At 71.9% G+C, this 17,069-nt stretch carries 18 protein-coding genes and 1 pseudogene; 7 read left to right on the top strand and 12 right to left on the bottom strand.

Going from position 1 to position 17,069, the window contains the following annotated elements; translation table 11 throughout:
- Positions 1-25: 25 nt before the first annotated feature.
- Entirely contained in the window at positions 26-631 is a 606-nt protein-coding gene (locus tag ABD844_RS26510; RefSeq protein ID WP_344883458.1) for a nucleotidyltransferase domain-containing protein, read from the top strand.
- Positions 632-638: 7 nt separating this feature from the next.
- Here ABD844_RS26510 and ABD844_RS26505 read toward each other — a convergent pair whose 3' ends face one another.
- Entirely contained in the window at positions 639-1,745 is a 1,107-nt protein-coding gene (locus tag ABD844_RS26505) for a quinone oxidoreductase family protein (protein WP_344883455.1), read from the bottom strand.
- Between ABD844_RS26505 and ABD844_RS26500 the strand changes: the two genes are divergently transcribed.
- Positions 1,744-1,938, top strand: coding sequence for a hypothetical protein (locus tag ABD844_RS26500; protein WP_344883452.1), 195 nt, complete (start codon positions 1,744-1,746; stop codon positions 1,936-1,938). The genes ABD844_RS26505 and ABD844_RS26500 overlap by 2 nt on opposite strands.
- Here the strand turns inward: ABD844_RS26500 and ABD844_RS26495 are convergent.
- A complete protein-coding gene (locus ABD844_RS26495; protein WP_425568661.1) occupies positions 1,922-2,236 on the bottom strand; it encodes a response regulator transcription factor in 315 nt (104 codons plus the stop codon). The genes ABD844_RS26500 and ABD844_RS26495 overlap by 17 nt on opposite strands.
- Before the next feature lie 6 nt (positions 2,237-2,242).
- On the opposite strand from ABD844_RS26495, the gene ABD844_RS26490 reads away from it, so the two are divergent.
- A complete protein-coding gene (locus ABD844_RS26490; protein WP_344883449.1) occupies positions 2,243-2,677 on the top strand; it encodes a hypothetical protein in 435 nt (144 codons plus the stop codon).
- 35 nt (positions 2,678-2,712) lie between these two features.
- Here ABD844_RS26490 and ABD844_RS26485 read toward each other — a convergent pair whose 3' ends face one another.
- Genes ABD844_RS26485 through ABD844_RS26470 form a run of 4 tightly spaced genes read right to left on the bottom strand, consistent with a single transcriptional unit; the run spans position 2,713 to position 6,213 of the window.
- Positions 2,713-3,948, bottom strand: a complete 1,236-nt coding sequence (locus ABD844_RS26485; protein ID WP_344883446.1) for an FAD-dependent oxidoreductase — start codon at positions 3,946-3,948, stop codon at positions 2,713-2,715.
- On the bottom strand, positions 3,945-5,195 hold the full coding sequence (locus tag ABD844_RS26480; RefSeq protein ID WP_344883443.1) for an FAD-dependent oxidoreductase: 1,251 nt from the start codon (positions 5,193-5,195) through the stop codon (positions 3,945-3,947). The genes ABD844_RS26485 and ABD844_RS26480 overlap by 4 nt, the downstream gene beginning before the upstream one ends.
- The gene (locus ABD844_RS26475) at positions 5,192-5,569 is read right to left on the bottom strand and encodes a hypothetical protein (protein WP_344883440.1); all 378 of its coding nucleotides are present in this window, start codon (positions 5,567-5,569) and stop codon (positions 5,192-5,194) included. Before ABD844_RS26475 ends, ABD844_RS26480 begins: the two co-directional genes overlap by 4 nt.
- Entirely contained in the window at positions 5,566-6,213 is a 648-nt protein-coding gene (locus ABD844_RS26470; protein ID WP_344883437.1) for a sulfotransferase family protein, read from the bottom strand. Before ABD844_RS26470 ends, ABD844_RS26475 begins: the two co-directional genes overlap by 4 nt.
- Positions 6,214-6,318: 105 nt before the next feature.
- Here ABD844_RS26470 and ABD844_RS26465 point away from each other — a divergent pair, with 105 nt between their 5' ends.
- The gene (locus ABD844_RS26465) at positions 6,319-7,092 is read left to right on the top strand and encodes a TetR/AcrR family transcriptional regulator (protein ID WP_344883434.1); all 774 of its coding nucleotides are present in this window, start codon (positions 6,319-6,321) and stop codon (positions 7,090-7,092) included.
- A 28-nt stretch (positions 7,093-7,120) separates the two neighbouring features.
- Here the strand turns inward: ABD844_RS26465 and ABD844_RS26460 are convergent, their stop codons facing one another.
- Both ABD844_RS26460 and ABD844_RS26455 read right to left on the bottom strand, forming a co-directional pair.
- Positions 7,121-7,630, bottom strand: coding sequence for a hypothetical protein (locus ABD844_RS26460; protein WP_344883430.1), 510 nt, complete (start codon positions 7,628-7,630; stop codon positions 7,121-7,123).
- A complete protein-coding gene (locus ABD844_RS26455) occupies positions 7,566-8,102 on the bottom strand; it encodes a hypothetical protein (protein WP_344883428.1) in 537 nt (178 codons plus the stop codon). The genes ABD844_RS26460 and ABD844_RS26455 overlap by 65 nt, the downstream gene beginning before the upstream one ends.
- A gap of 107 nt (positions 8,103-8,209) precedes the next feature.
- Between ABD844_RS26455 and ABD844_RS26450 the strand changes: the two genes are divergently transcribed.
- A complete protein-coding gene (locus tag ABD844_RS26450) occupies positions 8,210-9,433 on the top strand; it encodes a GntG family PLP-dependent aldolase (RefSeq protein ID WP_344883425.1) in 1,224 nt (407 codons plus the stop codon).
- Here the strand turns inward: ABD844_RS26450 and ABD844_RS26445 are convergent.
- The 3 genes and pseudogenes from ABD844_RS26445 to ABD844_RS26435 all read right to left on the bottom strand — a co-directional run.
- Positions 9,409-10,506 (bottom strand): annotated as a pseudogene (locus tag ABD844_RS26445) (ATP-grasp domain-containing protein); the annotation flags it as partial. The gene ABD844_RS26450 and the pseudogene ABD844_RS26445 overlap by 25 nt on opposite strands.
- A gap of 22 nt (positions 10,507-10,528) precedes the next feature.
- Complete coding sequence (locus ABD844_RS26440) at positions 10,529-11,590, bottom strand: PLP-dependent cysteine synthase family protein (protein ID WP_344883423.1); 1,062 nt, start codon at positions 11,588-11,590, stop codon at positions 10,529-10,531.
- A 13-nt stretch (positions 11,591-11,603) separates the two neighbouring features.
- Positions 11,604-12,497, bottom strand: a complete 894-nt coding sequence (locus ABD844_RS26435; protein WP_344883420.1) for a GHMP family kinase ATP-binding protein — start codon at positions 12,495-12,497, stop codon at positions 11,604-11,606.
- Positions 12,498-12,901: 404 nt separating this feature from the next.
- Between ABD844_RS26435 and ABD844_RS26430 the strand changes: the two genes are divergently transcribed.
- Positions 12,902-16,075 (top strand): AfsR/SARP family transcriptional regulator, encoded by a 3,174-nt coding sequence (locus ABD844_RS26430; protein WP_344883417.1) that lies wholly within the window; start codon positions 12,902-12,904, stop codon positions 16,073-16,075.
- 22 nt (positions 16,076-16,097) lie between these two features.
- Here ABD844_RS26430 and ABD844_RS26425 read toward each other — a convergent pair whose 3' ends face one another.
- Positions 16,098-16,262: a hypothetical protein gene (locus tag ABD844_RS26425; protein ID WP_344883414.1), complete on the bottom strand. Its 165-nt coding sequence runs from the start codon at positions 16,260-16,262 to the stop codon at positions 16,098-16,100.
- Positions 16,263-16,456: 194 nt separating this feature from the next.
- Here ABD844_RS26425 and ABD844_RS26420 point away from each other — a divergent pair, with 194 nt between their 5' ends.
- Positions 16,457-17,053 carry an LOG family protein gene (locus ABD844_RS26420; protein WP_344883411.1) on the top strand — a complete coding sequence of 199 codons (597 nt, stop codon included), beginning with the start codon at positions 16,457-16,459 and terminating at the stop codon, positions 17,051-17,053.
- Positions 17,054-17,069: the final 16 nt, after the last annotated feature.

Genomic DNA, 17,069 nt, shown 5'->3' with positions numbered 1-17,069 from the left:
GGCGGGATGGCGGCATGATGTCCGGATGGCGAGGATCGAGACACCTTGGGGTCCCTGGGACGCCGCGCCGCTCGGCGATGTGGTCGAGCTGATGCGCGGGCTGACCGCGCCGTGGTGGGTGGCCGGCGGGTACGCGATCGAGCTGGCCGTCGGGCGCGCGTACCGGGAGCACGGGGACGTGGACGTCGGGCTGCTGCGCCGCGACCGCCTCGCGGTGCGGCGGCTGCTGGCAGGCTGGGACGTTCACCTGGCCGTGGCCGGGACGCTGGCGCCGTGGCCGCTGGACGAGGACCTGCCCGGCAACGTGCACGACATCTGGGTACGCGAGCACCCCGGCGGACCGTGGCGTTTCCAGCTCATGCTGGACGAGGCCGACGGCGACGAGTGGGTCTACCGGCGCGACGCCAGGATCCGCCGCCCGCTGGCCGGGCTGACCCTCGAGGAGGACGGCTTCCGCCGGCTCGCCCCGGAGGTGCAACTGCTCTACAAGGCCACGGGCACCCGGCCGAAGGACGAGGCCGACCTCGAGGCGGTGCTGCCGCTGCTGAGCCCGGCGCAACGGCGCTGGCTGGACGAGGCGCTGCGTACCGAGCACACCGTCCACCCCTGGTGCGCGGCGGTCGCCGCCTGAACGGGGGTCAGCCTTCCCCGGCCAGGTCGCGGTCCACGATCACCGCCACCTTGCCCGGCGCCGCGCCGCCCGCCTTCAGCGACTTCAGACCTTCGCTGATCGCCGCAACGGTGCTGTCGATGGTCCGGCCGACGTGCGGGACCACGAGCCCTCTGGCCGCCCATTCCATCGCCAGGTCCATCCCGCGCCGGAGGAAGTCGCGCGCCTCGCCGTCCAGCGTGGCGGGTTCGGAGAAGTACCGCAGCAGGTTGACGTTGACATAGGTGGCGCCGCGCTCGGCCAGGACGGCGGCCACCGGGCTGTGCGTTTCCGCCAGGCGGGTCGTCCTGCCGGGGCCGACGCCGAGCACGGCCCAACGGCCGCCCCGCCGTACGGTCTTCGAGGTCTCGACGAAGCTCCGCTCGCTGTAGGTGGCGTCGAAGACGAGGTCGACGCCCCGGCCACCCGTCAGCTTCGCGATCTCGGCGGAGAGGTCGTCGCGTCTGTAGTCGAAGACGTGGTGGGCGCCGCACCGCCGGGCGAGCGCGATCGACTCCGGCCTGCTGCCGCTGCTGATGACCATTCCCGCCGCCAGGACGCGCGCCGCCATCTGCACGGCCAGATGTCCGACGCCGCCCCCGCCGCCCGGGATGTAGACCGTGTCGCCTGCGCGGACGGCCCCGTAGAGACCCGCGAAGGCGGACAGGAAGGCCATGGGAAGCACCGCGGCGTCACGGAAGCTCAGCGAGGGCGGCTTGCGGACGGTGAGGAACTGGCGCGCCACGGCGTAACCGGCTTCGCCGCCGTCCGCCGCGACCCAGCCCCCGTCGCCGTTCAGGTCCGCCATGGCGGCCACCGCGTCTCCGGCGGCCACGCGATCGACGCCGGGGCCCGCGGCGACCACCACACCGGAGAGGTCGAGACCCAGAACGACGGGAGGCGTCCGGCCCATGAAGTTGAGGTCGGCCAGCTTGTACTCCAGCGGGTTCAGCGACGAGGCGGCGACGCGGACCAGCACCTGGTCGGCCGCCGGCCGCGGGACGGGCACGCGTACCGCTTCGAGCGGCAGCCCGGCCCGGTCTCTCGTGTAACCGACGCCGAGGAACGTCTCCGGAGTCGTGTGGTTCTGCTTCATGCTGCGCTTCCCTCTGGATGACGTGCCCGGCCGCGACGATGCGCGTGCCACCGGGCGGCCCGGCGACCACCTGCCCAGGCTGCACGACCGCGAACCCGGCGCCACGACCGGCGCGCTGCCCATCTCTGCCCGTTCACCGGCTCTGGTGCTGAGCTTGTGGTCGCCGTACGCCGAGGTCACCGGCCGTCCGTGACGGTGACGAGCCCGCCCTCGTAGGCGGCGATGACGAGCTGGGCGCGGTCGCGGGCCCCCAGCTTGGCCGGCAGGCGGCCGATGTGGGTCTTGACCGTGCCGACCGTGAGGTGAAGGTGCTCGGCGATCTCGGAGTTGGACATCCCCCTGCCGACGAGGGTGAGCACCTCGCGTTCGCGCCGGGTGATGTCGCTGAGGTCTCGCGCGGCCGGGGCGGGGTGCGGGGTCCGGGGAGCCGGCGCGTTACTCGGGCTGCGGTCCGGAAAGAGCCTGCTGACCACGGAGATCGCGGCTACCATGGCCACATGACCGTTCCCCAGCACCGCGTGCACCTTGTCGACCGCGTCCAGCGACTTGAGGCGGCTGCCTTCGCGCTCGGTGTCGACGTGGCGGACATCAAGGCCGCGGTGGACCAACTCCCGGCCACGATCCGGCAGGAGATTCTCGAATACACCGAGCCCGTCTTCGGGGAAATCATGGCCGGAAACGCTTCGCTGGCAACAAAGGAGCACCTGGACCAGGTTGAAGGGCGCCTGAAGGAGCACCTGGGCCAGGTTGAGGGGCGCGTGGAGGGTTTGAAAGAGCACCTGGGCCAGGTTGAGGGGCGCGTGGAGGGTTTGAAAGAGCACCTGGGTCAGGTTGAGGAGGGTCTGAAGGGCCTGATCGACGTACGCTTCGGCGAAGTCGACGGCAAGCTCGACCAGCTTCTTGCCGCTCTGCAGAAAGCCCCCTCACGCTGACCTCCGGTCCAGGCTGGATCGCTCCGGGAAATCCGCTAGGAGGGTCTGCGGGCGAAGGCGGGGGCGTGCTCCGGGCGCGGGCCGTAGGCGATGAGCCTGGACGGGAGCTTCTTGAAGGCCGGCAGACGCCGGGCCAGGAAGACCAGCGGACGGGGCGGACGGGCGCCCTTGCCGGAGAAGGCGGGGACGAACATGGTGCGGTGCAGCATGCGCTGGAGAGCCTGGACGATCACGGTCGGCCGCCACCTGCGTTTCTGCACCCTGGCCAGGTCGGCGGTGGTGACGTGGCGCCGTCGCAGCGGCTCGGCGAGCATCGTCGCGGCGGCCACGGCGTCCTGGATGGCGAGGTTGATGCCCATCCCGCCGGCGGGTGACATGGCGTGCGCGGCGTCGCCGATGAGCAGCGCGCCGTCGGCGTACCAGCGCTTGAGCCGGTTCAGCCGCACGTCGAGCAGGTGCAGGTCGTCCATGCCGGTGATGTGGCCGACCCGGTCGGCGTACTGGGGGAGCAGGACGGCGATGCGGCGGCGGAAGCGTTCGACGCCCTCGCCGCGCAGCCGGGAGTCGGCGCCCTTCACGGTGAAGTAGGCGATCTGGTAGTAGTCCTCGCGGGTGAAGCTGAGCGCGATCTGGTCGCCTTTGAGCTCGCCGGCGAGTCTGGCGATCTGGTCCTGCTCCCCGGGGTGCCTGGGCAGGCGGAACCACCACGTGTCGAACGGCACCGGATACTCCTTGGGGGTCAGGCCCAGTTCCTTGCGCACGGTCGAGTGGCGGCCGTCGGCGGCCACCGTGAGCTGGGCGTGGAGCTCGCCTTCCACGCCCTGTGCGGTGCGGTAGCGGACACCGGTGACCGTGCCGCGCTCCTTGATCAGCCCGGTGACGGCGGTGTTCGTCAGCAGGGTGAAGGCCGGCTCGGCGGACGCCTCGGCGGCCAGGAAGGCGAGCAGGTCCCACTGCGGGATCATCGCGATGTAGTTGTACGGCGCGGGCAGGGACGCGAAGTCGCTCAGCGTGATCCTGCTGCCGTCCGGGAGCGGCGCCTCCAGATCGCCCAGCCGGCTCTGCGGCAGCCGGCGGAACTTCTCGCCCAGGCCGAGCTCGTCCATCAGCCGGACGGTCGAGGCGTGCACGGTGTCGCCACGGAAGTCGCGCAGGAAGTCGGCGTGCTTCTCCAGCACGGTGACCCGGATCCCGGCACGGGCCAGGAGCAGGCCCAGCATCATCCCGGCGGGCCCGCCGCCGGACACCACCACATCCGTGTCCGTCGTCATGAGGTCTCCTGCGGGTTTCTGCGGGCGAAGGCGGGGGCGTGTTCTGGGCGGGGGCCGAAGCCGACGAAGCGGGCGGGGAGCATCCGGAGCCGGGGGAAGACCCGGGTGAGGAAGAGGAGGGCGGGAGGCGGCCCCGAGCGCTTGCCCGCGAACTGCTTCTCGAACATGACCCGCTGGAGGATCCGCTGCCCGGTCTGGACGACGATGGTAGGGCGGTACCTGCGCCGTTGCACGGCCGCCAGGTCGGCGGCGGTGACGGCGTGCCGCCGCAGGGGCTCGGCGAGGATGGCGGCGGTGGCCACGGCGTCCTGGATGGCGAGGTTGATGCCCACTCCGCCGGCGGGTGACATGGCGTGCGCGGCGTCGCCGATGAGCAGCAGCCCGTCGAGGTACCAGCGGTTGAGCCGGTTGAGCTTGACGTCCAGCACGTGGACGTCGTCCATGCTCGCCAGGTGGCGCACCTGGTGGGTGAAGCCGGGGCGCAGGCGGGCGATGCGTTCGCGGAAGCGCTCGATCCCCTCGGCGCGCAGCCGGGCGTCGGAGCCCTTGGCGGTGAAGTAGGCCACCTGGTAGAAGTCGTCGCGGGCCAGGGAGATCATCGCCTCGGGGCCCCGCGCGACCGGCGTCACGCCTGCGGGCACGTCCTGGTCTCCCGCCGAGCGGGGCAGGCGGAACCACCAGACGTCGAACGGCACGCGGAACTCCTTGGGCACCAGCCCCGCCTCCCGGCGCAGGGTGGAGTGCCTGCCGTCGCAGCCCACGGTCAGCTCGGCGTGGATCTCCCCGGTCTGGCCGTCCACCGTGCGGTACCGTACGCCGACGATCTTTTCGCCGTCTCTGATCAGCTCGGTCGCTTCGGTGTTCATGCGCAGGGAGAAGCCCGGCTCCTGCCCGGCCGTCCCGGCCAGGAAGGACAGCAGGTCCCACTGCGGCACCATCGCGATGTAGTTGTACGGCGCCGGCAGCGCCTCGAAGTCGCCCAGCGTCACCAGGCTCCCGTCCGGGGCGGGCAGCGACAGGTTGCCCAGGTGGCTTTGGGGCAGGGCTCGGAAGCCGTCGCCGAGGCCGAGCTCGTCCATGAGGCGGACGGTGGCGGGGTGCACGGTGTCGCCACGGAAGTCGCGCAGGAAGTCGGCGTGCTTCTCCAGCACGGTGACCTTGATCCCCGCGCGGGCCAGCAGCAGGCCCAGCATCATGCCGGCCGGGCCGCCGCCGCACACCAGCACGCCGGTGTTCTCGATGGTCATGACGTCGCCTTCTCTCGCAGGCCGTAGTGGGTGAACAGGGCGATGACCGCCAGGCGCAGGGCCACGTTCGCCCAGATCCCGGCGTGCAGGCCGCGGGCGAACGCGTACACCTCGACGGCCGCCGTGCAGCCGTGGAAGACGACCAACGTCCAGGCGACCAGGCGCGTCCCCTCGGAGTGCCGCAGGTTCCTGGCCGCGAACGACAGGAACGACACGGCCAGCTCAGCCGCGCCCAGCAGGTAGCACACCAGGTAGGCGTCCTCGGGGACGCTGACGCCGACGGCGCTGGGCACCAGGCCGGGCGCGGCGACGAGCACCACCCCCGCCGCGAGCGTGACCAGGCCGTGCAGGGTGAGCAGGAGGCGGAGACTCACCGTCCCGCCGCCCCGCGCAGGCGGTCCTGGGCGGACTGCCGGTCGTTGAGCCGCGGGTAGGGCTCGTCCGGTACGGGCACGCCGAGGAAGTCGCACAACGGCTCCCACCCCTGCCCGGCCTCGTACGTCAGGATCCGGTCGGCGGGCAGGGCGCCGGTGACGTCGGCCGTGTGCCGCAGGAACACCTCCACGGCGTGGCTCTCCCCGGGCATCGGCTCGTCCAGCGAGGTGCCGAACGTGTCGCGCCACACGCGCGCCAGCAGCGGGCGCAGGCCGGTGATCACGGGCTGGAGTTCGCGGGGCGCCGCGCCGGGGTCGCTCAGCAGCGCGAAGACGGTGTCGCGGAGGCTGGCGTACCAGGCGTGGGGGTCGCGTACGGTGAGGATGATCTTGGCGTTGGGGTACGCGAGCGCGAGCGGGCGCCAGAAGTGGGCGCTCGGCCAGTCCACCGCGGCCCGGTAGCCCCGCAGCACGGCGTCCCAGTCGGCGGTCCCGTCCATGGCAGGCCGCCACAGCTCGATCTGTTCTGGATGGGCGCCGATCTCCTGCATGTGGTGACAGGGGCCGAAGCCGAGCCGTTCCAGCGCCGCCTTCAGCGATGTGGTCCCGGTGCGCGGGAGTCCCGCGCCGATGACCTCGATCATGTTCTCGCCCGTTCTCTGGGGATCAGTTAATTCATCATGCGATGAACCTCTAGTGGGGACGATACACAGATGAGGGTCAATTTGGAAGCGGTACCATCCGGGTTCATGGACAAGTCCCTCGTCGAGGCCGCGCTGACAGCCGCCGAGCAGCACGGCAAAGACGTGGCAGAAGTGCCCCTGAGCGCGATCGCGGCGGCCGCGGGCATCTCCCGCAGCACCCTGCTCAGAAGGCTCGGCGGGTCACGGGCCAAGCTGGACGAGGCCGTACGGCAGGCCGGCGTCGACCCCGGCGGACGCCCGCCGGTCCGGGAACGCGCCATCGAGGCGGCGGCCGTGCTGATCGCCCGCGACGGGCTCGGTCCGGTCACGATGGAGGCCGTCGCGGTGGCCGCGCAGTGCTCCCCGACCAGCCTGCACGCCGTCTTCGGCAACCGTGACGGCCTGCTCGCCACCATGTTCGACCGGTACGTCCCCGTGCCCGACCTCGAAGCGCTGGCCGCCGACCCGCCGGAACGGATCGAGGACACGGTCCATGCCGTCTACCACGCGCTGGCCGAGGCGTTCGCCCGGGAGCCGCGGGTGCTGCCGGCCATCTTCGGCGACCTGTTCACCCGCCCCAACGGCACCGCCGCCCGGATGCTGAAGGCCAACCTGCCCAGGATGTTCGCCAGCCTCGGCGCCCTGCTGACCGCGCAGGTCCAGGCCGGGCGGCTAAGGCCGCTCCCGCTGCCGCTGCTCATCCAGCTCATGATCGGGCCGATGGCGGGCCACATGCTGCTGCGCCCGGTCCTGCAAGAGTCGCTGGGGGACGTGCTTCCGCCGGTCGACGAGGTCGCGCGGGCATTCGCCGAGGCGTTCATCCGCGCCACCGCCCCGTGAACTCACCAGGCCCGGCAACGCCCGCGGATCAGATGCATCCGTCCAACGTGGAGGTGCGGCCGTAGCGCAGTTCGCGTCCGTCGAGGACGACACCGGCCCCGGGCGGAAGCGTCGGGGCGGTCAGTCCGGGGAGCGCGAGGCCGTCCCAGTCGATGCTGACCTGGATGTCCTCAGGGGATTCCAACGCGGTCTCGTACATGTCCTGGGGCAGGACCTCCCAGATGCTGTCCTCGTCCATGCCGTCGTATCGCCCGCCCGGCTCCGGCAGGCCGCCGCCCGCACGCTGCCCCTCGCCGGAGCGCATCGCCGTGAGCCCGGGGACCTTCACCGTCAGGAACGGATCCAACTCCCTTTCGACGACCAGTCGCCCATGGCGGTAGACCCTGACGGCGAACGTGTCACCGGCCGCCCACGACCCCGTACGCACGTAGTAGGCGACCGAGGCGTCGAGCTCCTGGACACTGGCGCACACCTCAAGGTGCTCCCAACCCCCGCCGCCCTGCCAGAACGAGCCCTCGAAGACATAGAAGCCGTACACCTGGACCTCCTGAACTTCCGCGCGGGACACCGATCATCACTGGAGCACGATCACCCGCGCGAACGGGTCCCACTGCACCGCGACGCGCCCGCCGTACCTCCGGCACGATGTCGTACCTGACCTGTTTCCCCTCGGACCAGTACGTCCCCGAGAGCACCGGAGCGGCCAGCGCGCGCCCTCGCGCCGTGACGTACGGGGCCACGAGCCGGTACGTCGCGCCGTGGGCGATGTAAGGAGGAGCCAGGTCCTCCGGGTACGCCTCGGCCCGCTGCTCCGCGAGCAACTGCGCCCGGTTGAAGGGCTCGGTGCCCTCGTACGACCGCAGCATCACGGGCGAGACGGCCTCGTAGTACACCTCGGCCGCGTCGTCGGTGCCCGGCTGGACGACCACCCGCAGCTCCCCGGGCAGGAACAGGGGCGCCGCCGTGACGGCGTAGACGACGAGCAGCACGAAGACGATCTTCAACGGCATTCGCGCAGAGTCTAACGGGAACGGGACAGCGCACCCGACAGGTGATCGAAGGCGAGGAGATAGCCCGGCACGTGAGGCTCAGGGCATCCGACGCAGAGGAGACAGCCGTGAGCAGTCGTGCCGCCGTCCCGGTCCCGCGATCCCGGCAGCGCCGGGTGGAGCTGCGCAGCGACACCTTCACCCTGCCGACCGACGAGATGCGCCAGGCCATGGTCAGCGCCGAACTGGGGGACGACGTGTACGGCGAGGACCCGACGGTCCGGGAGCTGGAGACGACGGCCGCGCGGATCCTGGGCAAGGAGGCGGGCTGCTTCATGCCGAGCGGCACGATGGCCAACCTGGCCGCCATCATGGCGCACTGCCCCCGAGGGGCGAAGGTCATCGTCGGAGCCGACTCGGACATCTACCGGTACGAGGCCGGCGGCGCCACGGTGTGCGGCGGAGTGATCTATCACCCGATCCCCAACCGGAGCGACGGCGGGCTCGACCCGGAGCTGATCCTGGCGGCCTTCCCCGACGACCCCGGCGATCCGCAGTTCGCGACCCCGAGGCTGCTGTGCCTGGAGAACCCGCAGAACCACAGCGGAGGCAAGATCCTGCCCATGGCCTACCTGCGCGAGGTCTCCGAGCTGGCGCGGCGTACGGGCCTCGCGGTCCACCTGGACGGGGCGAGGATCTTCAACGCGGCGGTGAGCAGCGGCACGCCCGCCGACCGGATCGCCGCGCACGCGGACTCGGTGCAGTTCTGCCTGTCCAAGGGGCTGGGCGCGCCGGTCGGCTCGGTGGTGGCCGGGCGGGCGGGGTTCGTGGCGCGGGTACGCCGCATCCGCAAGATGCTGGGCGGCGGCATGCGGCAGAGCGGGGTCCTGGCGGCGGCCGGCCTCGTGGCGCTGAGGAACAGGGACCGGCTGGCCCACGACCACGACAACGCGCGACGGCTGGCGGACGGGCTCGCGGCGATACCGGGCGTCGAGGTGGACCCACGCCAGGTCGTGATGAACACGGTCTTCTTCCGCGTGCCGGGCATGGAGCACGACCTGTTCATCACGGCGGCGGGTGAGCGCGGCGTCGCCCTGGCCGAGCTGGGGCACGGACGGATCAGGGCGGTCACGCACCACGGCGTCGGCCCGGACGACGTCGACTACGCGATCGAGGTGGTCGGTTCGCTGGTCGGTTCGCTGGTCGGCTCGGCGGCCGGTTCTGCGGCCGGTTCAGTGGTCGGTTCTGTGGCCGTCAGCAGCGGCACGACGGTCCGCGCGGCGGACGAGAGCGCCGAGGTCACGGCGGAGGGCGAGTCGCCGGCGGCGATGACGAAGCCGAGCCTGTCGTAGGCCGTGCGCGGCGGGCGCACCTCGGCGCCCCGCCGGGCCGTGACGGTGACCTGGGCGATCCCCGGGTGCCGGGCGACGCGCTCCAGGCCGGCCACGCCGCGCAGGGTTCCGGCGCGGCCGGCGGTGATGAAGTGGATGCCCGCATAGCCGCCGGCACGCGCGTCGAGGTCGGGCGGTTCGCCCACGGCGCACCGTAGCTGCTGTTCGAGCAGGTCGACCCCGCGCGCCAGGCGTACCAGCTCGGGGATCATGCCCCCAGCGAGCCGGCAGTTGACCTCGATGATCGCGCCCACCTTGACCTCGGTGTGCGTGGGCCCGGTCATGACGCCGAGCGCGCCGAGCACCGCGCGAACGGTCTCCACCAGCGCGGACTCCTCCGCGGGTGTCAGGCCGGCGGGATGGAGGTGCCCGAGCTCCACGCAGTACGGCGGCGCGCCGACGGTCTTGCGGGTGACGCCGACGCAGCGGGCCTCGCCCCGGTGGGAGAACATCTCGACGCTGTACTCGGGCCCGGCCACGTACTCCTCGATCAGGACGGTGCCCGCCGTGGGCTGGCCGCGGACGTTGCGGCGGACCGCGAGCACGACACGAGCCTGGTCGGCCGCCTCGCGCACGCTCGCGCAGACGCGTACGTTGGCCGAGCCGGAGTCGTCCACGGGCTTGACCACGCACGGCAGCCCCACGGCGGCGACCGCCTCCGGGACCTCGTCCACCGACCGCGCGCACCTCCACCGGGGCTGGGGGATCCCGGCCCGGTCGAGGCGGAGCCGTACGGCGGCCTTGTCCCTGCACGTGCGCACCACGTCGGCGGGGTTGCCGGGCAGCCCCAGCTCCTGGGCCAGCGCGGCGGTCGCGGCCAGGTAGAACTCGCTGGTCGTGGTGACCCCGGCGATCGGGCCGGAGATCGGGCCGGAGATCGGGCCGGTGGCCGCTTCGCGCAGGGACCCGGCCGAGCCGGTGTCGCAGCGTACGACCCGCGCGCCCGTCCGTTCGAGCCCGGCGTACCTGGAGGGATCGGCGGTGAGGAAGACCGGCTCGTAGCCGAGCCGCGCCGCCGTGCCCAGGGCGAGCATCCCGGTGCCGGTGGTGTTGGACTCAACGAACAGCAGCCGCTCCCGCGACATCCTCCACCTCCTCGTGGCGCGGCAGCGGGCAGTACGACCAGGCCGAGACCGGCTCGCCGTACTCCACGCGCACCGGTGCCCGCCGCTCGTCGGCCTCGTGCAGCCCGTGCTCGCGCCAGTGGTCGGAGCTGTAGACGTTGGCGTGGTAGCGGTCGCCGCGGTCGGGGAAGATCCCCACGATCCTGCTGCCCGGCCGGGCCGTGCGGCACAGGTGGCCGAGCACCCGGTAGACCGATCCCGAGGTGTTGCCGCAGAACAGCGCCTGCTCGGCGGCGAGCCCCTGGGTGGCGGCGAACGCCTCCCTGTCGCTGAGCCAGTGCACCTCGTCGATCTGGCCGGGGTCGAGGTTGCCGGGGATCAGGCTGTTGCCCAGGCCGCTCTGCAGCCGCGCGGGCCGGTCCGGCTGGCCGAACAGGGCGCTGCCGACCGCGTCCACGCCGACCGTCCGCAGGCCGGGCAGCCGCTCGCGCAGCGCCCTGGCGGTGCCGCACAGCGATCCGCCGCTGCCCACCGATCCGACCAGCACGTCTATGTGGCCGAGGTCGGCGATCAGCTCGCCGGCGAGGGCCTGGTAGGCCAGCGGGTTCTGCGGGTTGTGGTACTGGCGGGGACAGAAGGCGTCGGGCAGCACGCGCAGCAGCTCGTCGAGCCGCTCCAGGCGGGCGCTCTGCCAGCCCTGCCCCGTCATGTGCTCGACGATGTGGACCTGGACGCCGAGCGCACGCAGCTTGGCGAGCGTGATCGAGTCGATCCGCGGGTCGGTGACGATGTGCACGGGATGGCCGAGCGCACGGCCGACCAGCGCGACGCCCAGCGCCATCGTGCCCGAGGAACTCTCCACGATGGGGGCGCCGGGCGCCAGGCCGCCGGTGTCGAGCGCGTGCGTGATCGCCTGCCGGGCGACCCGGTCCTTCATGCCGTAGAGGTTCTGCAGTTCGAGTTTGGCGTGGACTTCGACGTCGGGAGCCTCGTCGAAACGCAGCCGGACGAGCGGGGTGTGGCCAATCGCGTCGATGACGCTGTCGAACCTCATGCGCGGTGCTCCTTCAGGCGAGCGTGTACTCGACGTTCAGCGAGTCGGTCAGTTCCCCGCAGGCCGCGGTCAGGTAGGCGAGCTTGGCGTCGTAGTCGGGGTCGGTGTCGGCCAGCAGCACGCCCAGCCTGGTCCCGCTGTGCGCGGCGACCACGCCCAGGGCGCCCGCGCGTGCGCTCAGCTCCACGGCCTGCGTCAGCAGCCGCTTGGGCTGCAGCCGCTGGTTCATCTCGGCGCTGCGGGTGGCCAGGCGGCCGAGCGTGCGTACGTCGCCCGACCGCACGGCCTCGTCCGCCGCCGCCAGCATGGCCTCGTACTCCCGGATCTCCGCCTCGCCGTACGCCTTGGGCACCTCGTTGAAGGCGACCGTGTCGACCGTGCCGCCCTCGTCCATGCCCACGATCGTGAGCGGTGGCAGCCTGCCCAGCTCACGCAGCAGGCAGACCTCCCGGTGGCAGAAGGCGACGACGGCGTCGTACATCACGCCGTCGCTGGGCTCGATGCCGCGCAGCGAGTCCTCGATCTCCGCCGGGTTCAGCGCGAGCCCGAAGGCGTCGGCGACCGCCCTGGCCGAGGCCACCAGGTCGGCGGACGAACTGGCCATCCCCTTGCCCAGCGGCAGCGTGCTCCTGATCGTCAGCAGCCCGCCCACGTCCAGGCCGTAGCGGCCCAGCATGCGCTCGACCAGCAGCCGGGACTTGGTCCTGTCGCTCGGCCGGACGCGCAGCGGGCGGCCGGGCTCGGGGGCGAAGCGCGCGTACGACCAGCGCGCGACCGGGATGGTGACCAGGAAGTCGCGCCCGTCGGGAGGAAGCGCGCCCTGGATCAGCTCGCCGAAGGTGCCGAAGCAGCGCCCGCGGCCCACACGCGTGGCCCGCTGGACGTCCACGCTGGTCGTCCGCCTCACGGCGTGCTCGCCGACGGCACGGGACGAGCGCACTCATGTGGGTTCGGCATAAAACACCCTTCTGTCGGCGGGGACCGTACCCCTGAGCAGCCTGGGCGGTACGGCTATCGATCCGCCCTTCGCGACCTATTGCCAAGGCGGAACTGGTTTTCTTAACAAAAATCGCGATTGACGGGAAAAGAGTGGGCTCTTAGCATCCGACGTGGAGTTCGATTATTCGTGGAGGTTATACAGAGGCGCTCGAACCGGGCGTGGAGGTATGCTGCCCGCGACGAGCCCGATTCGTCGCCCGCACGACCGTCCACACCCCGACAACCTGCGATCTCGACGTCACGTGCCACCCCCCGACGCTGGCGTCACCGAGGCATTCCTCTTCCGGGCACACCATGCCAGAGTGAGGATTCATGGACATTCGTATTCTTGGTCCATTGGAGGCGAGCTGGGGAGACGTCCCGATCAAGTTAGGGGGGCCACGCCAGCAAACAGTTTTGGCGATGTTGCTATTGGGGGCAGAAAGGGTAATTCCGGTCGGTCGTTTGATCGAGGCCGTCTGGGACGACGACCCGCCCAGCACGGCACGCGAGCAGATCCAGATCTGCGTCTCCGGCCTGCGGCGCGCGCTCGTCGGCGCCGACGGCGAGCACCTGCTGCGCACCCGCAGCCCCGGTTACGTGTTCAGGCTCGACACGTGCACGCTGGACGCGCGGGTCTTTGACGCCGGCGTACGGGAAGGGCGCGAGGCGCTGTCGGCCGGTGAGCCCGCCGCCGCGGCGGTGAGCCTGCGCAGGGCGCTGTCACTGTGGCGCGGTACGGCGCTGTCGAGCGTCAGCAGCGCGGTGGTGCAGCAGAGCGTGGCCCATCTCAACGAGCGACGGCTCAGCGTCCTGGAAGAGTGCATTGAGATCGAGCTGAACGCGGGGCTGTGCCAGGACCTGGTGGGCGAACTCGTCGCGCTCACCCAGGACCACCCGCTGCGCGAGCGCCTCAGGGCGCTGCACATGACGGCCCTGTACCGGACCGGACGGCAGGCCGAGGCGCTGGAGGTCTACCGGAAGACCAGGGCCGTCCTGGCCGACGAGCTGGGCATCGAGCCCAGTTCGAACCTGCGGCGCCTGCACCAGGCCATGCTCGAAGGCAGGCCGATCATGGAGTCGGCCGTCGCGGGGTCGGCGCCGGTCGAGCCGCCCCCGCCACCGGCCGAGCCGGGGCCGCCGCAGATCGTGATCCGGCCTGCCGCGCCCCCGCTCGCGGCGCCTCCTCCGCCTCCCGGCCACAAGGTCCCCAGGCTGCTCCCCGCGACCATCCCCGACTTCACCGGCCGCACCAGGGTCATCGACCAGATGCTCGCGGAGATGACCGACGCCACCGCCGTCGGGGAGGCGCTGCCCGTCACCGTTCTCTACGGGCAGGGCGGCGCGGGCAAGACCACGGTCGCCGTCCACATGGCGCACCGGATGGCCACCGAGTTCCCCGACGGCCAGCTCTTCGCCCAGCTCCAGTCGGGTTCGCGCCGCGTCGACCCGGTCGACGTGCTCGGCCGCTTCCTGCGCGCCCTCGGCGTCAGCGGGCCCGCGCTCCCGGAGGGCGGAGAGGAGCGCGCCGAGATCTACCGCGACCTGCTGAGCAAGCGCCGCATGCTGATCGTGCTCGACGACGCGATGTCCGAGGAGCAGATCATCCCCCTGCTGCCGGGCAACCCGGAGTGCTCGGTGCTGGTGACCAGCCGCAGGCGGCTGACGGGCCTGCCGACGGCCCGGCGGCTGGAGATCGGGACCATGAGCCTGCGCAGCTCGGTCGTCCTGCTCGGCCGGATCCTCGGGCGGGAGCGGGTGGCGGCCGAGCGCGAGGCGGCCGAGCGGCTGTGCCGGCGGTGCGGGTGCCTGCCGCTGGCGCTGCGCATCGTGGCGGCGCGGCTGGCGGCCAGGCCGCACTGGAGCATCGCCGCCATGGTGGAACGCCTGCGCGACGAGTCTCACCGGCTCGACGAGCTGAACCACGGCGACATGGGGCTGCGCGCCAGCATCTCGCTGTCCTACGACGCGTTGTCCGCGCCGGCCCGCCGCCTGTTCAGGCTGCTGGCACTGTCCGAGGCGCCCAGCTTCGCCGCCTGGGTCGGCGCGCCGCTCCTCCAGGCCGACCCCCTGCGCGCCGAGGACCTCCTGGAGGAACTGGCCGAGGCGTACCTGCTGGACATCGAGCCCGCGCCCGCGCCGGAACCCGTGCGCTACCGCTTCCACGACATCATGCGCTCCTTCGCCCTGGAACGCCTGCTGGCCTGCGAGAGTGCCGACGAGCGCAGGGCCGCGCTGGAACGCCTGATCGGGGCGTTGCTGTACCTCACGGAGGAGGCGCACCGCAGGGAGTACGCGGGCGACTACCTGCTGCCGACCGGCAGCGCCTCCCGCTGGGAGCTGCCGGCCTCCTACACCAGCCGCGCGCTGGGCGACCCGCTGTCGTGGTACCGGCAGGAACGCACCTCGATCCTGGCCGGCGTGCGCCAGGCCGCCGCCTGCGGTCTCGAGCACGCCTGGAGCCTGGCGTTGAGCGCGGTGCCGCTGTTCGAGTCGCAGGCGTACTTCTCCAACTGGCGCACGACCCACGAGACCGCGCTCAAGGCCGCCTGCCGCGCGGGCGATCTACAGGGCGAGGCCGCGATGCGCTATTCGCTGGGATCACTCCACCTGGTGCAGCGGGCCGGGGCCGAGGCGGCCGCGCAGTTCGACCGGGCCATCAAACTGTACGAGCAGCTCGGCGACCAGTACGGCGCCGCGCTCGTCCTGCGCTACATCGCCTACCTCGACCGGCAGAACGGTGACCTGGAGCTGTCCCTGGCACGCTGGGAGGAGGCGCTCAAGACCTTCCAGGTCGTGGGCGACCGGGTCGCCGAGGCGTACGTGCTCCACAACATGGCCCAGGTCAAGCTCGACCTCGGCGCGGGGGACGAGGCGTACGCGCTGCTCGTCCGGGCCGCCCGCATCTGCGAGGAGACCGGCAACCGGCGGGTGGGCGCCCAGGTCCAGCACAGGCTGGGCGTGCTGCACCACCTGCACGGCGAGCTGGACCGGGCCGCCGACGTGTACAGACGGGTGCTGGACCTGGTACGCGCGACGGGCGACCGGATCGGCGCGTGCCACGCGCTGCTCGGCCTGGCGTCGGTGGACATCGAGCGGGGCGAGCTGTGGCGGGCCAGGCGTACGCTCAAGGAGGTCAGAGACCTGGCCGTCTCCGTCGGCGACCCCGCGATGGGCAGCCGGGTGGCGCTCGCGATGGCGCGCGTGGAGCTCTCGGAGGGCGAGCTGCACGCCGCGGCGGCGCACGCCGACAGGGCGGTGCACGACTTCGGGGTGGCGGGCCTGATCCTGCTGCAGGCGCGGGCCCTGGTCGTCAGAGGACAGGTACGCAGCGCCGCGGGCTCGCCGGAGGCCGCGATGGCCGACTGGCGAACGGCCGAGGTGCTCCTGGCCGGGACCCGGCTGCACGACGCCGCCGCGCTGAGCAAGGAGCTCGACCGGCTCACGGTCGGCTCCCGCCCGGCGGCGGACCGATGCGACAGGGCCCAGGTGACAGGACCGGTGTGACAGGGGAGTGACGCTGTCCGCGTCAGTCCCACGCGGTGTTGCCGAAGGTGATGACCGCCAGGGACCCCGTGGCGCTCCCATCGGCGTCGTGAGCGGCGACGGCCCCGGCGGGAAGGGCCGCTGCCGCGGCCACGCCGAGCGCGCAGGACACCAGAGCGAGAGTACGACCGATAACGGCGATCATCACGTCACTTCCTTCACCATTGAAGTTCCGCCCTGGTGAGCGGCTCAGAGGGAACGTAGGGAGCCCACCTATCCCGTGCTTATCACCCGCGCGCCGCGGATGGATGTTCGCGTGATACTCCGGCGATAGCGCGAGGGGCGAAAGTGCCGCTTCGAAGGGGCCGGCCGGCCCCGCCAGTCTCTGAACGGTAGGGGAGCATGACGACGTCGACCGCCCCGGCAGCCGCCGCGCTTGCCGTCTGTGTGTTCTGCGGCGCCAGGTCCGGCAACCGGCCGGCCATGGTCGCGGCGGCGCGCGAGATCGGCTCGCTCATCGGCGCGCGCAGCCACCACCTGGTGTACGGCGCGGGCGGCTCCGGCCTGATGGGCGAGGTGGCCAGATCGGCCCAGCTCAACGGGTCGGCGGTGACCGGCTACGCGCCGCGGTTCATCTACGAGCGCGAACGCGGGATCGACATGCCGTCGCAGACCCTGCACATCACCGAGGACCTCTTCGAGCGCAAGCGGCGCATGATCGAGCACGCCGACGCGTTCATCGCGTTACCCGGCGGCTACGGAACCCTCGACGAGATCATGGAGGTGCTGTGCCTGCGCTATCTGGACGTCCGGGACAAGCCGCTGATCCTGCTGAACATTGACGGGTTCTGGCGCGGCCTGGTGCGGCTGGCCGACGAGCTGCACGAGGCCGGGTTCACCAGCAGAGGCTCCGCCGCCATGCTGCACCTGGCCGCCACCCCCGCCGAGGCGGTCGACCTGGCCGAGCGGCTCGCGCGGACGGCCGCGTGCGGCGCGTGACAACCGAAGGCCCGCA

The sequence above is a fragment of the Nonomuraea antimicrobica genome, assembly GCF_039536965.1.
Taxonomy (GTDB): domain Bacteria; phylum Actinomycetota; class Actinomycetes; order Streptosporangiales; family Streptosporangiaceae; genus Nonomuraea; species Nonomuraea antimicrobica.
The sequence above is the reverse complement of the archived record's forward strand: the minus strand, read 5'-3'. Positions and strand labels throughout refer to the sequence as shown.